The sequence below is a fragment of the Stieleria magnilauensis genome (assembly GCA_007753675.1).
Taxonomy (GTDB): domain Bacteria; phylum Planctomycetota; class Planctomycetia; order Pirellulales; family Pirellulaceae; genus Stieleria; species Stieleria magnilauensis.
The window spans coordinates 7,999,474-8,018,104 of the sequence record CP036432.1 but is presented as its reverse complement, the minus strand read 5'-3'; the positions used below and the strand labels follow the sequence as shown (position 1 = coordinate 8,018,104).

Genomic DNA, 18,631 nt, shown 5'->3' with positions numbered 1-18,631 from the left:
CGCATGAAAACACTCCTACTATGGCTCGCCCTCGCAACGGTCGCGGCGGCACAAACGGTGCCGGTGACGATCGACGTGCCGGTGTACGACGATTCGGGGATCACTGCGCGACTCGACGCGATTGAATCGCGGCTGGATGCGTTGGAGTCGGTGGAGCCGGAACCGGATACGCCAGGCGATGGGATCTCGCTGCAATACATCGGCTGCACGACCTGCTACGACGAAGCTGGCGTATGCTTGATCGGTGCGTCTGGGGCTCGCGTTGCCTATGCAGGCGATCGGCGGTTCTATGTTCGGGGCAAGCGACCAATTTTGCAGGGCGGTCAATACGGCGGGCTGTCTGATGCGGTGGCGCTGCTGCAATTTCCCGAGCCTAGAATCGCCACGACAACGAAAGCTATCCCCAAGGCGAGAAAGGCAGCGATTGCGTCAACGTCAACGATTAGCGGGATCAATGACAGTGATCCGAGCGAAGGACAGGCCGAAGGGCTGACGGTGATTGATGGCAAGCTCTATTTCACGCTGTTTGAATTTTACAATACCGCTGCCGAGGACGATCAGTTGGACTTGGGCCGGTGCAATCTGGATTTCAGCGGGAGGGAACTGTTTCGAATCACAGACATCGGCGGCGAACTGACGGACACGGGCCGCAACCGATACGCAATGCACAACAGGATCTCTAAATACATCGTTGAGCTACCGGATAGCTGGAAAGCAGCACACCCGAAGCTCTCGCGATGCGAGGCGATTGTCGGCGGCGTTGCGATGACTGGCAGCGGGTCAACATCGTTCGGGCCACCTGCGTTTGCGCTCGACTTCGACACGATGGAGGCCGAACCGCTGGCGTTTTGGAACGGCGCAAACGCGCTGCCGTATCTGTTGCCGACAGACGATGGGGTCGATTACGGCGAGAGCATCCGGCTGAACAATCCCGCGATCTGGGATAGCTATTCAGCCCCTTACCAGCACGCCAAGCACTCTGACGACATCGTGGACGCGGTGATTGTCGGTGACAATCTGATTGCGTTGGTCGGCGTTGGGCTCGGCTGGGTGGACTACAAGCCGAGAGATAAAAACGGAAATCAAATCGGCGGATACGCGGCCAACGGGTACGAATTGCGGCTGTTGGTTTTCCCGCTTTCCGAGTACGTCAAAACACTCGACGGACGCAGCCCGTCCGCAGTGCGGCACACGCAGGAGATTGTCGTCAACCTGCCGTACCTCGACGGCGAAATGTACGGATGGGGCGGCAGGCGTGACGGCAACGCATCGGTGTTCAAGCCCAAACGTGAACAGGTCGGTTTGTGTTGGCTGCCGGACGTACAGGAGTTGGTTTTCGTGCAGCAGAAAGCGGATCTGTCTGTTAATCGATACGAGCCGACGCCGATCTTTTGGCATTACGAGATTGAGGGGGCGAACTGAATGCCCATTGCAGACCCTACAGACATTTCAGGCTGCGTGGTTTGGCTTGACCCGTCAACGCTTACCGCGTTGTCTGACGGCGATGATGTTACGTCATGGGCTGACTCATCCGGCGAGGGCAATGATGCAGCGGGTAGCGGCACAGACCATCCGACATACCAGGATGGATCAGAGTATTATTCCGACATGCCGTTCGTGGGCTTTGCCGCAGCTGGTGGTGATGGCCGATTGACGGTCAGTGCAGACTCGACGATCAATAGCTCAGCCGTTACATACGCAATGCGTGTGCGACTAACAAACTTAGAGGCGGCATCTAGCGGGACATGGCTGTTTAACAAAGTGGCGACCAATGCGGCCACCGTTGCGTTGCGAGTGCTCAGCGGAGCGTTTCAGGCTTTTTGCCGTCTTGCTGCTGCACCATCAACCGCTCTCTCGGTTGCGGATGACTCTCCTACTGCATCCGGGTGGATGACTCTCATCGTTCGCCACAACGGCACGAATTTGCAGGTGTGGATAGACGGTGAGTTTGCGTTCCAGGTGAGCGCGTCCGGGGTGATTGATACCGCAGTGTCGGGCGACCTTGTGATTGGCAACCACCCCACGACAGATATCGGGGCGGCTTTTCACTTGGCGGATTTCGTCTTGTACGATGTCGCCGTGACTAATTCAGACATCACTGATCTTCACAACTGGATGTCTGAGCGTTACCCCAATAGCGAGTACGCGGACACTGCCGAGTTGCTTTCGACAGGCAATCGTGGATGCGCTGTGGCAGGCGCAGCAAAGACGGGGCTCGCGGCGAATCACATGATTGTTGCGGAGGTCGCCGGGAATGTTCGATATTACACGTCAACAACAGGCAGTCCGCACACATGGACAGATCAGGGGCAGATCATAGCAGGGTCGACGATCCGGGCCGTGGAACTGGTTTATGTCGGGTCGACGTGGTATGTGTACCTCGATGACGCGACAGGGAACGGGACTATCCGACTCTTTACCGGGTCGGATTTGTCATCGCTTACGGAGCACGCATCCAGCCCCGTTATCACTGGTGCATCAGGTGCCTATGTTCGCGCGCCTGCCGTGATCGAGGAGTCTGGCGAATGGGTGATGATTGTTGATCGGCGAACTGACTCGATCGCGGGGCTGGAGGGCGATCTAGTTCGTTACACGTCATCAGACGGCATTTCGTGGACGTATGACTCGTTTAACTCGCCGGTCATGTCGCCGACGGGGGTCGGGTTCGAAGGCTCGGATTTGACGCACCCGCAGATATACAAGCTAGGCGAGTCGCACTATCTGTTGCTGTACGCTGGATACAACAAGCTGCACCACTTCGCGGTTTCCAACGCCAGTACATACCCGCACGAATTAGCGATGGCGGAGTCCTTTGACCTGATTTCATTCAGTCGCGTCAACAAAAATCCACTGCTAACCAATGGGCACGGCGTGGGTGCGTTTGATGGGGAATACAAGAGCGATCCATACCTCTGGGACGATGGCGAGAACTTTGTTCTCTATCACACCGGTGCCGCTGATGTGACTGGAACAGAAAAACTTGGCTACGCAACGGGATTGTCTAGCGATGCGCCGGGCGGCGCAGATTACTACTACAACCAAATGGCGGCGATAATCGGATGATGTACCTAGACGTAGACACAGCGGTTGAAGTGCCGGTCAATATTTTGCCGCTGACTGACGACACGGATTTCAAGACCCGCGAAACGGCGATTGCTTACAACGCGGCGGGCATGGATCTCGTGTGGAATTTCGTCACGCCCGCGGGGGTGATTACGCAAACCGCAGTCACGCCGACAACGGCAGGCGATTACGATTGGACACATGTTGGCGACGGCATGTACAAGATCGAGATCCCGGCAACCGGTGGTGCGTCGATCAACAACGACACCGAGGGCTATGGCTACTTTACTGGCATTTGCACCGGGGTTTTGGCATGGCGATCGGAGACGTTTTGTTTCAGGGCGTCGGCACTCAATGATGCCCTGATCGAATCGCCGTGGTCGACGACGCGCGGACTCGCTGGCACCGCACTCCCCAACGCAGCCGCCGACGCCGCAGGTGGATTGCCCGTGAGTGATGCGGGCGGGTTGGATTTGGATACAAAGCTGGCAACGGCAACCAGTGCCCTTGCGACGGCTTCGGCACTTGCGACAGCCCAAGCGGATCTGGACACGATCACGGGCAGCGACGGCGTGACGCTCGCAACCGCGCAGGCGAACTATGCACCGGCGACTGTTGCGGCACTGGCGACAGTGGACACGGTGGTCGATGCGATCCAGGTTGTGACTGACAAGCTCGCCACGTCGATCGAGGACGACGGGTCGAGCGGATGGCAGTTTACGACGCTGGCACTCGAAAACGGCCCAAGCGGCGGAGGTGGTGGCGGTGACGCAACTGCGGCGAATCAATCAACGATCATTACGCACCTGACCGACATCAAGGGCGCGGGGTGGTCATCGTCGACCGACACGCTGGAAGAGATCCGCGACCGCGGTGATGCGGCATGGACGACTGGGGCGGGCGGGTCGCCTCCGCAACTGTTGCAAAGCACGACGATCGCGACGCTGACCAGCCAGACGGTGTTCACGCTCACCGCCGGGTCGTCAGATAACGACGCCTACAACAACGCAATTATTGTTGTGACGGATCAAACCACGAGCACACAAAAGGCAGTCGGGCGAATCAAGAACTATGTCGGTGATACCAAGACGGTCACGCTGACGGCGGATCCGGGCATCTTCACGATGGCGGCAGGGGATTCGATCGCGATCATGGCAGGGACGTTTGTGCCACCGGATGAATTGGGCGTGGGCTGGCTCGGTGACTAGCGCGAGACTTTGCCGATGCGGGGCGATCGTGCAAGGCCGGAAGGTTTGCGACGAGTGCAAGCCGCCGGCACCGACACACCGACGGACGACGAAAGAGCGGGGCTATGATCACCGATGGCGAACACTGAGCGAACGACTGAGGGACGAATTGGAAGAGTGCGTGGTGTGCGTCGCGCGGGGCAAGCTCACGAGCGTAGCCGAGCACATGCACCACATCGAGCGGTTCGAAGATGCGGAACACTTGCGGCTTGATCGGGCGAACTTGGTGCCGGTTTGCCAGCGGTGCCACGTTGAGATTGAGGGCATGGGGCGGATGGAGCTGGACGGTTTTTTGGAACAGTTGAGAAAAGAGGCAGAGTAATGGCGGTACACACCGGAAAGAGTGCATCGGACACATGGATAACGCCAACTGGAAAAAAGGTCCAGCTTGGTAGCCATGACCCCACCATCGGCATTCGCAAGGCATTTGCGGAGGCTGCTGAGGCGGTGGAGCGGTTTTCAGAATGGGCTAGAGAAAACGAGCGACCCAAGGAATACACGTCAGAGCGCGGCGTTCCCTTCAACCTGAACGATTACGTCTATGTGCGATTGACCGAACACGGACGCCAAGTGCATCGCGAATGGTTTGAGTCAGTAATGAGCGGCAATCTTTGGGATGCGGGATACACGAAGCCAGTGGAAGACGATGACGGATGGTCGAAATGGCAAATGTGGAGCCTGATAAACGTCTTCGGGAATCACGTCTACATGGGCGCGAAGCCGTGCTTTGACATGAATGTCAAGCTTTGCGTCAAGAGAACTGAACATCAATGAGGCCAGAGGGATGGCAGGACGAAAAGGGCAGCGGAGCGGTGGCCACAACAAAAAAACAGACGCAGAGAAAGAGATGCTCGGGACGCTACAGGCGTGTCGCAGCGATGCGGCTGAGCACGCTACCGGGTCGGTGGTCACGTCTTTGGCTGATCTTGGCATTGATGCTGGCAACGTTGCCGGGCGACTGTCTAGCGTCTGCGAAACACTGCTTGCCGCGATCGAAGGCGAGCCAACCGACAAAGAGGCCCGGCTGTCTTTTACTGCCTACTGGGACCGGCTGTACCGACTCGCGGCCGATCTTGCCCGCGAAGCACCCAAGGACGAGTCGGAGCAAAGCAAGCCAAGCGGCGACGGTGCCCCATCAATGGCCGATCTTATCGCGGCGCGAGATGGAAGCACCTAAGCAGCAAGTTCAGCGATACATCGACGGGGTTTTGGACGGGTCAATCGTCACCGGGCGACGGGTTCGCCAAGCGGTCGAGCGACACGTCTACGACTTGGAGCACGCACACACTCGCGGGCACTACTTCGACGAACAAAAGGCGTCGCTCGCGATCATGTGGTTTCCGGCTTGCCTGCGTCACGTCGAGGGCGAGTGGGCCGACAAGCCGGTCGAACTGACGGACAACCAGGCTTTCATCGTCTGGTGCCTGATGGGTTGGAGACGTGCGGACGGTTGCCGGCGGTTTCGCCACGCTTACATCACTTGCGGCAGAAAGTGGGGCAAGTCAACCGTGGCGGCGGGTATCGGGCTGCTGCTGCTGACGTGCGACGATCCGCTGGAAAAGGGGGCACAGATTTATTGTGCCGCCACGAAAGAGGATCAGGCCAAGATTGTCCACGGGCTGGCCAAAGCGATGGCTGACGGGTCGCCAGAGGTCCGTAAGCAAGTCACGGTCTTGGCCAAGTCGATCGTGACGAAGAAGGGGGCCTATCAGCCAAACAGTTTCTTCAAACCACTCGGGTCCGATTCGCGAACGTCGGACGGGTTCAACGTTCACGCTGCGGTGCTCGATGAAATCCACGAATGGGGCACCCATCACAAGGGGCTTTGGGACAAATTAAATACCGCTCACGGGTCACGTCGTCAGCCGCTGATCATCACGATCACGACGGCGGGAGACGATCAGTCGAAGCTGTGGATTGAAGTTGATACGCTGTCCTGTCGCGTGCTGGACGGCTACAAACTGGATAACCCGCCGGGCGATCACCGCTTTTGCTTCATCGCTCGACTGGACGAAAAACGCCCGTGTGATTGCGGAGCCATCAAGGGATGTCCCAAGTGCGAGGGCACGGGCGAGATCCCAGAGGATGACCCGTTCGACGAGAAGAATTGGGCCAAGGCCAACCCGAACTATCCGGTGACGCCAAAGCGGGAATTTATGCAGGAGCAGGCCGACGATGCACAGCTAAGCCCCGCCGGCTTGCACGTCTTCAAACGCTATCACTGCAACGTCTTGGTTTCGTCGCTGGAAAAAGCAATCCATGATGAGACCTGGCGAGCGGCACAGGGCGAGTTTTCGGACTGGTCTGACGCAGACGCGATCTGCGGCGCGTGGGACATGGGCGGCCAAGACGACTTGGCGGCGCTGGGGTTCTGTGCCCGGTTCGACACGGGCGAAGATGAGATTGACACCAAGACCGGCGAGCCGACTGGCCGGCCGCTCTACCGGTATGAGGTCGATAGCGTCGGGTTTATCAACACCTCCGCCGAGCGTGATCTGTCAAAGGAACCGTGGTCCGATTGGGTCGATCAAAAACTGCTGCGTGTGTCGTCGATGGAAATCAATGAGATGCGTCAGGAAGTGATCCGCGAGTACCAGGACAACCAGATTCGATCGTGGGCGTATGACCCGGCAAACTCGCGAGACTTCGCGCAGTCGCTGGAACCCGAGGGCATCGAGACGGTGAAGTTTTTCCAAAACGCCGGCATGTGGACCGAACCGATTACGAAGTTCCTGGCCGACTTGAAACTGGGGCGGGTTCGCCACGAAGGCAACGGGCTGCTGACGTGGGCGGCGGGAAACATGGTGCTGGTTAATGGCAAGCGTTCGGCGGGTTATTTCTGCATCCCCGATAAAGCCAACAGCCCCGACAAAATTGACCCCATCGTCGCGGTGATCATGGCGTATCGGCTGGCGTCGATTGCTCCGCCCGGCACGAAGGGCAAGCTGTTCATTACATAGGATGTACAATGTTTGACTGGATTAAAGGTATCTTTCGGCAAAGCAAGCCGACCGACGCAGCGGGCATTGTCACCGGGTTATCCGATCCGGCGGAGTGGTTTATCAATTGGGTCGGCGGAGGCAGCACGTCCGAGAGCGGCGTCAAGGTCAACTGGGAAACCGCCCTTGGCTATCCGCCCGTTTGGTACGGCGTCAGCAAGCTGTGCGGACACATGAGCCAAATGCCGTTGCACGTTCACCGCCGCTTGCCTCGTGGGGCAGAAGTCGCGTTACGTGAGCGTGGCGACTACCTGATGAACGTCGAGCCGAACAAATACCAGATGCCAGCGGTGTTCCGTGAGGAACTGATGGTACATTCATTGCTCGGCGGCAACGGTCGCGCGGTGATGATCCAGGGAGCGGGCCGGGTGGAGGAACTTTTGCCGATCCATCCCGACCGCAGCACGACGAAGATGATCAAGGGCGACAAGTGGCACGCAACGGAGGTCGACGAGGATGACCGGCTGATGCGGTTCAAGGATCTTGACTACATCGAGGTCGAAGGCCGCACGTTTATGATCCCTGACGAATACGTGTTGCACATTCCGGGGCTTTCGTGCGACGGACTGGCCGGACTGTATGCGATGAAGTTATTCCGTAACTCGTGGGGGCTGGGTCTGGCGAGCGAGAAAGCGGCCAATAAGCATTTCAGCAGCGGAGCGAATCCGGGCGGGTTTGTCCGCGACCCTCGCAACGAACTGAAAAACGAAACGAAGGCCCGCGAGTTCCTGGCCGACTGGAACCGGCATCACCAAGGCGTCGACAACGCCGGCAAGTGGGGCCTGTTGCGTGGCGAGATGGAGGCCCAGGCGTTCGAAGGGTCGGGGGCGAAGGATAACGAGTGGGTGCAGCAGCGGCTTTTCCAGCGGCAGGAAGCAGCGTTGACGTTCATGCTTGAAAGCATCCTTGGCGATGATGACAGCGTGTCCTACAACTCGATCGAGCAAAAAAACTTGGCCTACCTGGTCAACTCGCTGATGCGATGGGTGACGAAGTGGGAGCAGGAGTGCGATCGAAAGTTGCTGAGCAACCGGCAGAAAGAGCGACGCACGCACTTTTTCAAGATGGAAGTTAAGGCACTGCTGCGGACGGACTCGAAGACGTCGATGGAAACGCTAGGCATGGGGATTGTGCATCGGATTTACAGTCCGAACGAAGCACGCCAGAAACTGGACATGAACCCCTACGAAGGCGGCGACGAGTACCAGAACCCCGCGATCTCGCCGGGCTCGGCAACAGAAACCGGCGACGACACAGACGAAGGCGACGAGACGGATTCCGCCGAGGATGCGAAGCGGAAGGCCTACGCGGGCCGGATCGAGCACCTGATGAGCGTCGAGCAGAAGCACGTTCGCAAAGCGGCGGCGAGCCAGAAGAACTTTTTGAACTGGGCCGACAAGTTCTACATCGACACCTGGCCGAGAACGCTGGCCCGCGCGGTCGAGCAGCTCGGCGGGGATCCAGAATCAGCCAAGCGGCACTGCAGCGACCGTTTCGATGCGATGCTGTCGGTGCTCGACAGCGTGCAGCCTGAGCAATTGTCCGCAGCGGTGGACGAAGCAACCGAAGACCTGAGCCAATGCGTGGAGCAATTGGTGGACGACATCCTTTTAGCGGAGACAGTATCGTGAAAGTCAAACCATTCAATCGCGCCGCACCCAAGGCGATCGTTGACGCCAACGACGGCAGCGATTTCAAGGTGTTCGTCAACAAGGGCGAAGGCGACGAACCGGCGGAGCTTCTGATTTTCGACCAGATCGGGGAGGATTGGTTCGGCGAAGGCGTTTCGGCCAAAAGTGTCTCGTCGTTCCTGGCAGGGCAGAAAGGGAAGCCGGTCAACGTCCGCATCAACTCGTTCGGCGGCGATGTGTATGACGGGTTCGTGATCCACAATGCACTGGCAAGCCACGACGGGGAAGTGACGATCACGGTCGAGGGTATCGCGTTCTCGGCGGCGTCCTACATCGCACTGGCCGGCGACAAGCTGCAGATGTACAAGGCGAGCGACCTGGGGGTTCACCGGGCGTCAACGCTGGCGTGGGGCAATGAGGCAGAAATGGAGTCTGTGGGCGACTGGTTGCGGACGATCGACAGTCACCTGGTCGACATCTACAAGGACAAGACTGGGCGAGAGGAATCGGAGATTCGCGGCTGGCTCGTTGGCAAGTCTGACGGGACGGTGTTCAGTGCGACCGAAGCGGTCGAGATCGGATTGGCCGATGAACTGATCGACCCAAAGGCCGACAGCAAGGCGAAAGATGCGAAGGTGAAGAACGCCCGGCGGCAGATGTCGGCGCGGAACAAAATGGCTTTACAGAGGCTGCGAAATGTTCATTGATTGGTCAAGGGGCAATGTGCCACCAGGCGAGGCGTATGACGCAACTGGCAAGAAGCTACCAGAATTGATTACGTCAATCGACACAGAGTCTGGCGAGTGCGAGAAGTGCGTGAGGCACGATGGCCGGCTTCTCGTCGCGGAGTGCGGAACGGAAATCCTCCGCTTGAGGGTGCGGTTTCCTCCTCCGATCACCGTCTATCTTTATACTTGACACCTCGCGATTATTCGCTAGGATTCGGACACACGCGGGAGAAAGACCCGCACACGACATCACCGATTTGTGATCTCACGCAACTCATTAGCGGCGTGGCTCACTGCTCGGACGTTTTGACTTTTAACAGACTCAAAGCGCCGAGCGGCAAGCCATAGCCGCTTTTTTCATGCGCGAACCCTTGCCGCCGGCAGGAGACGCGACCACATGATTCGAGTGCTAAACGCAAAGGAAATCCGCGAAGAGATCGCGGAAAAGCAGGCGGCAGCCCTGGCGATCGGCGAACTTGCCGAAGCCGAAGGGCGAGAGCTGACCGACGACGAGCAAAAGGAATTTGATTCCATCGTCGGCAAGGGCAAGAAAGGAACCGAGGGCTACGCCCCCGGCGAAATTGACGACCTGGAAGAGCAGCTCGAGCGTGCCGAAAAACGGCAAGAGATCCAGGCCAAGATTCTCGCGGGTCGCATCAAGAGCGGCGAAGTCCGCGTGTCGGACGCACCGGCCGAAGTCGACGCACCTAAGGATTTCGCGGTTCCAGCCAAGGCCCGCCTACACGGCAAGCTGAAAGCCTTCGACGATTCCGACGAGGGCGAAAAGAACGCCTACGTCGCTGGTCGATGGTTCGCCGCCCATTTCTTGGGCGAAAACGGCGACGGAACCCGAGGGCATCGGGCGTCCAAAAAGTGGCTGGAAGAGCACGGCTTTTCCAACGCACTGAGCAGCGGCGACAACGACGGCGGCGGATTGTTCGTGCCGGTCGAAATGAGCCGGGCTATCATCCGGCTCGTCGAAAACTACGGCATCATTCGCAGTGCGATGGACGTTGAGCCGATGGGCAGCGATCGCAAGGTCGTTCCCGTTCGCGTGTCCGGCATGACCGCCTATCCCGTTGCTGAAACCACCACCGGCAACGAAGGCAGTAACACCGGAACCAAGTCGTCGCCAACGTGGAAAAACATCGAACTGGTCGCCCGCAAGTGGAAGACCTGGTGCAAGATGTCCGACGAACTGAACGAGGATTCGTTCGTTTCGATGGGCGACAAGATCGCCGAGGAATCCGCCCTGGCGTTCGCCTACGCGGAAGACAACGCCGGGTTCAACGGTGACAGCACGAGCGCCTACCACGGCATCACCGGCATCCTGTCGGCGGCCAAGGCAGGCAGCATCTACACCGCAGCGACCGGCAACACCGCGTTCAGTTCGCTCGACCTGAGCGACTTTGAGACGATGGTTGGTCAGTTGCCCGATTACCCCGGCATCAACCCGACGTGGTACATCAGCAAAGAGGGTTATTACGCCTCGATGCACCGCTTGATGATGGCGGCCGGCGGCAACACCACCACGAACTTCGAGAACGGCGGCGGGCCTCGCTTCCTTGGTTTGCCCGTTCGGTTCACGAACGTGCTCAACAAGACGTTGACAGCACAGACCAGCACCAAACTGGCCGTGCTCGGCGACTTGCGAATGGGTGCCAAGTTCGGCGACCGTCGCATGATGTCGCTGAGCTTGTCGGATCAACGCTACTGGGACGAAGACCAGATCGGCATCAAAGCAACCGAGCGGTTTGACATCAACGTTCACAGCACCGGTACGGCAACCGAAGCCGGGGCAATCTTGGTTCTTCAAACGCCGGGCTCCTGATCGCTCTGGTTTTCAAACGTTCGTGATCCTTTTTTCAAGGTTTTGAAATGCACAATGCACAGCGAGCTACCTACGCGGTAGCCATTGCACCGGCGGCGATCCTCGACAACACGTCGGCGGCTGCGACCGCGATCGATACGAAAGACGCACGCTACGCCGAGATTGTTTTGCAACTCGGGGCAACCGACATCGCCGTCACGGCGTTGAAGGTTCAAGAGTGCGACACCAGCGGCGGCAGTTACACCGACGTGTCTGGTGCGACCTTTGACGGCGGCACCGACATCGACGGCACCGCCCTCGCACTGCCGAGCGCGACCGATGACAACCAGACCTGTGTTTTCCAGCTCAACCTGGACGGCACGAAGCGGTATCTGAAAGTCGTCGCCACGTTCGGCGATGGAACGTCGGGCGGTTTCATCGCGGGCATCGCTCGTTTGAGCGAACTGCGAAGCGACCCGACCACATCAACCGAAGCGGCGGACGGTGGCGTCTGCCGAGTCTAGGGGGCGTTTCCGATGACGGTTTTGCGTGTGAGGCTGAGCAGGGATTGGCAGGGCTGGAAAAAGGGTCGCGTGTTTTCACACGGCCCAGGCGTTGCTGATCTCTGGGTCAATCGAATGAGGGTGGCTGAGTATGTCGACGACGACAACGACCGGAATGATCAACGGCAGGCTGCGGAGAACCGTGGCCCCGGCGGCTTATCCGGTAAGCGTCGCGGACGCAAAAAAGCAACTTGAAATTGCGACCGACGACACGGCACACGATGACCAGCTAACCGAGCTGATCGCGGCGGCAACCGAGCAGTGGGAGCACGACACGCAGTATGTCTGTGTGTCGTCCACCTACGAATACCTGCTCGATTGTTTCCCGGCCGGCTCGCGGGCAATCCGGTTGCCAGTGCGTCCGGTGACATCGCTGACATCGGTGACGTACTTGGACGGGTCGAGTAGCGAAACACTCGCGACGACCGTCGCGGACTTGGACCGCAAGAAGGATTTTTTAGCGCTCAAGTATGAGCAAGAGTGGCCGTCGATCACCACGCAAACGGACGCGATCGTGATCACGTTCGAGGCGGGGTACGCGGCGAGCCAGTGCCCGCGATTCATCCGCCGCGCGATCTTGTTGCAGGTCGCGAAATGGTTCGAGGATCGCGACATGATGCTGGGGCAAACGGAAGCGAATTTTGACATTGCTTATGAGCGGATCGCTCGGAAGTTGGGAAGGAGTAGCTACCCATGACGGAATACGTCGACTGGCGTGACGAGCGAGCAAATGACGCGATCCAGATGCCGAAGCGGCTTGTGTGTCCAGAGACAGGCCGGACGTTTGGGATCCGCGAATGGACTGCGCGAATTGCGGTTGGGGAATTGGTGTCAATCAAAACTGAGCTGATTGTCTCGATGGACGAGGGCGACGAATGATCTGGCGTCCCGGTAAATCATTCCGAGTCGGAGCGATGCGGCAACGCATCACCGTCCAGTCGCACGCGGACACGCGAGACGCCGCGGGGCAGGCTGTTTCGACGTGGGCGGATCGGCTGACGAATGAACCGGCACGCTACCTGATGACCGGCGGCGGGACGACTTACCGGGGCCGGCAGCTGGAAGAAAACGTGATCGCGGTGTTCGAGGTGCGATACCGCAGCGGGTACGACACAACGCAAAACGTCATTTACGACGGTGTGACATACGGGATCACTCGGGTCGAGCCGGTGGACGGTGGGCGGCGGTATCTGGCGTTGCATTGCAAGGCGAGGGCAGCATGAGCGAAGCAGCACGAACCAACCAGCAAGGCCAAAAGCGCATGCAGTCGCAAGTCAAAGCGATGGACATGCAGGTTGCCGCATTGAACAAAGAACTTGAAAAGCTGCCGGGCCTGATGCAGGCCGCATCGTTCGGCAAAGGTTTGCGACCCGCTGCAAGGGTGGTGCAGAAGCGGGTGAAGGAACTGACGCCGCGAAGTAAGAAGACGGACAGGGACAAGCGAAGCGCCAAGGAGAAACTGCGGCGGGCAAACGATAAACCGCTTTGGAAAACGACCAAGATCAAGCTGTGGCGGGGGTCGGCGGGCTTTGGCGTGGGGATGGTCGGCTTTACGTGGCCGGATGGAAACATTGGGCACGTCGTCATCGAAAGTAAGAACACGCTCTCGCGTCATGTGCTATGGGGCAACATGACGATGGTCGAGCGACGACGCAAGCAAGACGTGCTCAAGCGGGCATTTGACGAATCCAAGAAAGCAGCCGCCGCCGCATGGGTGGCGGCGGTTTCGCGAGACGTTGACAACCAACTAAGGACGCTGGGACGTGGCTGATGTTGGCCAATCGCTACGGGATTTACTGCTGGATGATGCAAGCGTTGTCGCACAGGTCGGCTCTCGCGTCATCCCGGATTCACTCGCGCAAGGCGAAACCTTGCCGGCGATCACTTACCGCGTCATCTCGACCACACACGAACACGACATTAACGGCCCCAAGGTCGGACTGGCAACCGCTCGCATTGCGATCGAGTGCTATGCGTCGACGAGGGTTGCCGCAAACGCACTGGCCGAGCTTGTCCGCCTTTCGGGCATTCTCGATTGGGAAGGCGATGACAACGGCGTCGATGTTCGTGCGATCGAGATCGATTCAGGGGCGGAGTACCTGAGCGAGCAAAACAGCGAGGGCAGTCACGAACTGCGCTACATCACGGCGACTGATTATTCAATCACATACAGGGAGACTGTTTAGATGGCAAAGAACACTGGCAACGGTGCCACAATCACATTTGGGGGCTCGGCAGTCTCCGCAAACATCACTCGCATCACGGGCACGGAGTTATCCCGCCCATCGCTGGACATCTCGGACCTTGCGTCAACGAATAACGAAGAGGCGATCCAGGGCGATTTGACGGCATGGAGCGAAGTCGAAGTGGAGTACGTCTTTGACGACGAGGTCGGCGTGCCCGACATCACCGCTGCGGCGGCATCGGTCGTGATTACGCACCCGCAGGGCGGACTGACCACGGCGGCCAACCTGACCGGCACCGCGTTCTACACCGGAACGAAGTACCCGGACTTTGAAAACAACGCCGTCCAAATGGGATCGGCCAAGATCAAGTTCGACGGGCAAACCGGACCCACATTCACGGCGGGCAGCTAATGAGTGACGCGAAGATCACGAAGGTCGCGCTACAGCCGATCAAGATGGGCTATCGGCTCGTTGACGGTGAAACCGAGGACGTGTTCAACCCTGACCTGCAAGTCCTATTGTGCGACTGGGACGGCACGGGGCGGATGCGTCAAATCGGGTATGCGTGGTTTCGCCCGTCGCGATTTATCTCGTTCGACACGGTGCGAGGCGCGACGGACGAGGACAAGGCGACAGTCAAGCGGCTGGTTGAGGAATTGACCGGCCAGGAGTTCGAGCGAGTGACGGCACCGCCGGATGAGCCAGAAGAAGACGACGACGAACCAGAGGACGACGAGGACGAATGAGCAAGCGAGACGAATTGCGGGCAAAGATCCAGGGCGGCGGCAAGCGATTGTTTGCAGTGGTCGAGGCCGGCGGCGAGACGTACACGATCAGATCCCTGACCCTTCGGGAAAAGGGGGAGAACGAAACGATCTTGGTCAACGCAAAGACCGGAGCATTCGATAGCAAGAAGCTGCACCGGCAGAAGTGCGATTTGCTGTGCCGATGCGTGGTCGATCCCGACGACAAGGAACCGCTGTTCCAGGTGAGCGAGTGGGAGGTGTGGGGAGACGTTGATTCATCGATCACCGTCAAACTGATCACCGAAATCGACAAGCTGAACGAAGGGAAGGAAGTCGAAGGGCTGTTGGGAAACTAAAGCACAACTGGCGGTTGATGCTGGCTTGCCGGTTGTGCTTGGCTCTCGGGATCGATGACCCCGAGGCGTGGCTTGATTCAGCATCGGAGCGTCAGTTGGCTCTGTGGCAGGCGTTCTATCGGATCGAACCGTGGGGCGCTGAGTTCCACCGATCGGCAACACAAGCATCGCTCGCCAGTGCGGCTATTTCGATGGCCGCCGCGGCGAACGGGCAGAAGATCGAGATTCAAGAGTTCGGGTCGTTCATGCCATCGGACTGGATCGGGGAATCGAAGCGAAAGAAGCGAACGAAGCAAGCGGTTAATCAGTCGGTAAAGGCCCTTTCGGGCATGTTCCCGACGGCCGACAAGATACGGGTCAAGTAAGTGGCAACAACGCTCAACGCATTAACGCTCAAGATCAACGCCAACACCGAGGGCGTTACCGCCGGCGTGCGTGCGGTGCAGCGGGATGTCAACAAGATCAATCGGTTGATGCGTTCCACTGCATCGGATACCGAACTGGCGGCGGATTCTACGGCGGCGCTGAACCGGGTTTACCTGACCGGTGCGCTGAGCGCTCAGGAGTACGCTCGTGGACTTGAGGCGATCAACAACAAGTTCCCCAAGACCGCCGAGCGTCTGGCCCGCGTGAAGGCGTTGGTTTCATCCCATACGCCGGAAGTCGATCGACTTGAACGGCAGATGTCGGAGCTGAAGCAGGAGTTCAAGAACGGAAACGTTGCCGCGACTGAGTTTTATCGCACGATGCGGATCCTGACCGATCAGCATACAAAACTCCGGGCCAAGACCATTCAGGCCACGCTCTCGCAGCGACAACTGAATGAGGAAATCTATGACGGGATGCGGGGCAAGGCGACCGATGGCGTAACGAAGCAGGCGTCTGCGTTCGGGATGCTCTCGCGACGGATCGTGCCCGCTGTTGCCGCCTACGGATTGTTCCGGCAGGCCCAAGAGGGGATGCGGGACCAATTCCAACTCGACAAAGCCCAGCGGCAAGCGGAGGTCTTTACTGGCAGCAGTGCCGCCGCCGGCAAACTTGTGCGAGAGATGGAGCGGCTGGCCGCACAGTCGCCGCTGACGTTTGAGGCGTTGTCTACGGCATCCGGTCGGCTGCTCGGGGCCAAGGTCGCATCCGAAGACCTGATGGACACGATGAAGCGACTTGGCGACATCGCACAAGGCAACGATGAGACGTTCAAGCGTCTCTCGCTGGCGTACAGCCAGGTCTTGTCCAATGGCCGGCTGATGCAGGAAGAAGCCAACCAGATGGCCGACGCTGGGTTCCCGCTGCTGTCACTGATGGCCGAGCAGACGGGGGAAAGTGTTGCCGGATTGCGGGACCGGATCCGAAGCGGCGGTGTCGCCGCGGCAGAGGTCACTGAGATCATTCGGCAGCTAACGGAAAAGACCGGTCTGTATGGCGGGGCTCTCGACAAGTTCGGCGAGTCGAACGAGGGCAAGCTGAATCAGCTATCAGATTCATTCTCTCGGCTTCGCCGCAACCTTACGTCGATCGTCACGGGACCGCTGGCGGAGTTCTCGACGCTGATCACGACGCCGCTCAACAAGATCAATGATCTATTCGCAACCATGCGGGAGAACGTCCGCAAGGTGCAAGGCGGGGTCGTGGACCAGGAAAAGGCGATCAACAACGCGACGAAAGCCCAGGAGCGATTGAACGCGGCGATGGAGGCAGGGGCGAACGTGGGCGAACCACCGGAGAAACGGTGGGTGACGGCCAACCGTGCGGTGCAAGAAATGATCATGAAGCTGGACGAAGAGAACCAGCGGATTCTGTACGGCAATCGCGAGTACGAGCGGCGTCAATTGTTCTTCAAGGGCGCGACCGAGGACAAACTGCGGTCGCTCGATGCAACGCAAAAGCAAAACGACGCACTGAAAGAGCAGTTGCGATTGGAAGAGGAGCGAAAGAACGCCGCCGAACGGGCTGCTGAGGAACTGGCCCGCAAGACCGACGAGTTGAAGGAGCAATTCAAGTCGCCGTTCCAAAAGATGATCGAGGAACTAAAAGAAATCAACGAGATGGAACTGACGTCTGGCGTTCGTGACCAGGCAATCAAAGGTGCCGCGAACCGGTTCAACGACGCAACGCAGCCCAAGTCGATCGAGCTGCCGCCGTCGATCACGAAGGGCAGCCGCGAAGAATACAAACTCCTGGCCGAGCGTCAAAACAAGACGGCCCAGGAAGCATTGCGACAGCATCAGGAACGAATGGCCGCACTGATCGCGCAGAAGCTGGCGGCGGAGAAGACGGCCGAAGCATCGGAGCGAATTGCGGAAGCGTCAGAGCAAACGCGAGACGCGATTGAGAATTTGGAGGGAGCCGAAGCGGTCTGATGGCGTACACCTACACACCACACGAACTGCGAACCGGTCGGCAAATGTCGTTTGCCGGGAAGGGCGATAGCGTCTCGATCACATGGACGACGGAATACCGCGTGGCGGTTGAGGCGTCTGGTGGTGATTCGCTGGCGGACGTGGACCCGTACAACGTGATCACGGCATCGGGGCTGCCGACGGTCAATTCGTCGATCTACTATTTCGGCGGGCAGGTGATCCCGTTCGTGATCTGCCGAAACAAAACGGCAACGATGGACCCGAAGCACCTTGGCGAGTGGAAAGTCAAGTGCTCCTACAAGACGTTCACCGGCAACCAGACGGAGGCCGAGAACGCACCGATGGCTCCGCCGGCGGCTATCACGAATCTCGGGACAGCAGAGCAGCCGAGTCTCGGCGAAATCGAAAAGGTGCTCTACGAGGACAAGACGCCGACGACCCCGCAGAAGGTCACGCTGCCATCGGGTGCATGGTTCGCCGAACCGGTGATGGAGCGGATCCCTGTTCTGACGATCAAGTTGACGCAGTACGAATCGAGCATTACCTATCAACAGATGCTCGATCGCAAATTCAAGGTCAACGACGACACGTACCGCACGAAGGCGGCCGGAACGTGGCTGATTGAGGACGTGGAAGCGTCGACGGTGAGCGTTCAGCTATCCGGCGGTGCGACCACTGCGGCACTCGTGACGTACACCCTCGTCCACAGCCCTCTTGATGAGGGCTGGAAAAAGTCTCTTGCGCTGATCGACAACAAGGTCAACACCGGTACGGCAATGGCACCGGTGTGGGAGCCTTACGTCGACGACAGCAAGCCGCCCATTCGATCGCTCGTGTTTGTTGACGATGACGGAATAAAAAAGGGATCGCAAGTCAGCCCCGATTATCGCGATTTCATCGTGTACGACGAAACGGACTTTAGCGCATTCTTGCAGGCTTGAT

At 58.8% G+C, this 18,631-nt stretch carries 21 protein-coding genes; all 21 read left to right on the top strand.

Going from position 1 to position 18,631, the window contains the following annotated elements; genetic code table 11:
* The first annotated feature begins 3 nt into the window (after positions 1–3).
* Positions 4–1,422 carry a hypothetical protein gene (locus TBK1r_RS28795; RefSeq protein WP_145218421.1) on the top strand — a complete coding sequence of 473 codons (1,419 nt, stop codon included), beginning with the start codon at positions 4–6 and terminating at the stop codon, positions 1,420–1,422.
* On the top strand, positions 1,423–3,063 hold the full coding sequence (locus TBK1r_RS28790; protein ID WP_145218419.1) for a LamG-like jellyroll fold domain-containing protein: 1,641 nt from the start codon (positions 1,423–1,425) through the stop codon (positions 3,061–3,063). It abuts the gene before it with no gap.
* Positions 3,060–4,271, top strand: coding sequence for a hypothetical protein (locus tag TBK1r_RS28785; RefSeq protein ID WP_145218417.1), 1,212 nt, complete (start codon positions 3,060–3,062; stop codon positions 4,269–4,271). The genes TBK1r_RS28790 and TBK1r_RS28785 overlap by 4 nt, the downstream gene beginning before the upstream one ends.
* Before the next feature lie 28 nt (positions 4,272–4,299).
* Positions 4,300–4,632: an HNH endonuclease gene (locus tag TBK1r_RS28780; protein ID WP_419580489.1), complete on the top strand. Its 333-nt coding sequence runs from the start codon at positions 4,300–4,302 to the stop codon at positions 4,630–4,632.
* On the top strand, positions 4,632–5,084 hold the full coding sequence (locus TBK1r_RS28775; RefSeq protein ID WP_145218413.1) for a hypothetical protein: 453 nt from the start codon (positions 4,632–4,634) through the stop codon (positions 5,082–5,084). The genes TBK1r_RS28780 and TBK1r_RS28775 overlap by 1 nt, the downstream gene beginning before the upstream one ends.
* A 10-nt stretch (positions 5,085–5,094) precedes the next feature.
* Positions 5,095–5,487 (top strand): hypothetical protein, encoded by a 393-nt coding sequence (locus tag TBK1r_RS39180; protein WP_419580488.1) that lies wholly within the window; start codon positions 5,095–5,097, stop codon positions 5,485–5,487.
* Positions 5,474–7,270 (top strand): terminase large subunit, encoded by a 1,797-nt coding sequence (locus TBK1r_RS28770; protein ID WP_419580487.1) that lies wholly within the window; start codon positions 5,474–5,476, stop codon positions 7,268–7,270. The genes TBK1r_RS39180 and TBK1r_RS28770 overlap by 14 nt, the downstream gene beginning before the upstream one ends.
* Positions 7,271–7,278: 8 nt before the next feature.
* Complete coding sequence (locus TBK1r_RS28765) at positions 7,279–8,940, top strand: phage portal protein (protein ID WP_145218409.1); 1,662 nt, start codon at positions 7,279–7,281, stop codon at positions 8,938–8,940.
* Positions 8,937–9,647 (top strand): head maturation protease, ClpP-related, encoded by a 711-nt coding sequence (locus TBK1r_RS28760; protein WP_419580486.1) that lies wholly within the window; start codon positions 8,937–8,939, stop codon positions 9,645–9,647. Before TBK1r_RS28765 ends, TBK1r_RS28760 begins: the two co-directional genes overlap by 4 nt.
* 418 nt (positions 9,648–10,065) lie before the next feature.
* Complete coding sequence (locus TBK1r_RS28755) at positions 10,066–11,499, top strand: phage major capsid protein (RefSeq protein ID WP_145218405.1); 1,434 nt, start codon at positions 10,066–10,068, stop codon at positions 11,497–11,499.
* Between the two features lie 47 nt (positions 11,500–11,546).
* The gene (locus TBK1r_RS28750; RefSeq protein WP_145218403.1) at positions 11,547–12,002 is read left to right on the top strand and encodes a hypothetical protein; all 456 of its coding nucleotides are present in this window, start codon (positions 11,547–11,549) and stop codon (positions 12,000–12,002) included.
* 130 nt (positions 12,003–12,132) lie between these two features.
* Positions 12,133–12,738 (top strand): head-tail connector protein, encoded by a 606-nt coding sequence (locus tag TBK1r_RS28745; RefSeq protein WP_145218401.1) that lies wholly within the window; start codon positions 12,133–12,135, stop codon positions 12,736–12,738.
* A 178-nt stretch (positions 12,739–12,916) separates the two neighbouring features.
* Positions 12,917–13,264, top strand: coding sequence for a phage head closure protein (locus TBK1r_RS28740; protein ID WP_145218399.1), 348 nt, complete (start codon positions 12,917–12,919; stop codon positions 13,262–13,264).
* On the top strand, positions 13,261–13,812 hold the full coding sequence (locus TBK1r_RS28735; RefSeq protein WP_145218397.1) for a hypothetical protein: 552 nt from the start codon (positions 13,261–13,263) through the stop codon (positions 13,810–13,812). The genes TBK1r_RS28740 and TBK1r_RS28735 overlap by 4 nt, the downstream gene beginning before the upstream one ends.
* A complete protein-coding gene (gp17, locus tag TBK1r_RS28730; protein ID WP_145218395.1) occupies positions 13,805–14,227 on the top strand; it encodes a tail completion protein gp17 in 423 nt (140 codons plus the stop codon). Before TBK1r_RS28735 ends, gp17 begins: the two co-directional genes overlap by 8 nt.
* Positions 14,228–14,638 (top strand): hypothetical protein, encoded by a 411-nt coding sequence (locus tag TBK1r_RS28725; RefSeq protein WP_145218392.1) that lies wholly within the window; start codon positions 14,228–14,230, stop codon positions 14,636–14,638. It abuts the gene before it with no gap.
* Positions 14,638–14,973, top strand: coding sequence for a hypothetical protein (locus tag TBK1r_RS28720; protein WP_145218390.1), 336 nt, complete (start codon positions 14,638–14,640; stop codon positions 14,971–14,973). Before TBK1r_RS28725 ends, TBK1r_RS28720 begins: the two co-directional genes overlap by 1 nt.
* Positions 14,970–15,329, top strand: coding sequence for a hypothetical protein (locus TBK1r_RS28715; RefSeq protein ID WP_145218388.1), 360 nt, complete (start codon positions 14,970–14,972; stop codon positions 15,327–15,329). Before TBK1r_RS28720 ends, TBK1r_RS28715 begins: the two co-directional genes overlap by 4 nt.
* A 17-nt stretch (positions 15,330–15,346) precedes the next feature.
* On the top strand, positions 15,347–15,694 hold the full coding sequence (locus TBK1r_RS28710) for a phage tail assembly protein T (RefSeq protein WP_419580485.1): 348 nt from the start codon (positions 15,347–15,349) through the stop codon (positions 15,692–15,694).
* Complete coding sequence (locus TBK1r_RS28705) at positions 15,695–17,689, top strand: tape measure protein (protein ID WP_145218384.1); 1,995 nt, start codon at positions 15,695–15,697, stop codon at positions 17,687–17,689.
* On the top strand, positions 17,689–18,630 hold the full coding sequence (locus tag TBK1r_RS28700; RefSeq protein ID WP_145218382.1) for a hypothetical protein: 942 nt from the start codon (positions 17,689–17,691) through the stop codon (positions 18,628–18,630). Before TBK1r_RS28705 ends, TBK1r_RS28700 begins: the two co-directional genes overlap by 1 nt.
* Position 18,631: the final 1 nt, after the last annotated feature.